The organism is Modicisalibacter radicis (assembly GCF_900961225.1).
GTDB lineage: Bacteria > Pseudomonadota > Gammaproteobacteria > Pseudomonadales > Halomonadaceae > Modicisalibacter.
Window position 1 is genome coordinate 1 of the sequence record NZ_CAAHFN010000025.1, and the last position, 403, is coordinate 403.

The 403-nt window shown below is 41.9% G+C and carries 1 protein-coding gene; it reads left to right on the forward strand.

All coding sequences use genetic code 11. The annotated features are described in order from the left end of the window. Nucleotides 1-123: 123 nt before the first annotated feature. Nucleotides 124-403: hypothetical protein (locus HR9077_RS21980; RefSeq protein ID WP_210725829.1), on the forward strand; the 280-nt coding region annotated here is incomplete at its 3' end.

The following is a 403-nucleotide window of genomic DNA, read 5'->3' on the forward strand; positions in this document are numbered from 1 at the left end:
GTTGATGAGATAGCACGAAAAGCTTACCCGCTGTTTCTAGAGGCTGGACTTAAACGAGTTAAACAGTCAAAATAGCGCTCGCACGTGGATGTGCTAGACTTTTAAAAGGATATTAATTTAGTGATGTTTATGCGCAGTTACCTCTTAGCCCTGTTTGTGACTTTAATTTTACTATCCGGTTGCCAAACAACTGAGCCACATTCAGCGCCAAGTGATACTGTGCAAGCTCCGGTTATTTTTAATCACGTTAAACCGTCATCAAATAGCTCAGCACAGCCCACAGATACCAAGCATAAAAAACAAAAAATAACATTAACAGCTCCAGCGCAACAAGCCGCTACATCACCTCAAGCGCACACTCGCAATAAAGATTTATGGCGACATATAGCCGACAACTTAACCA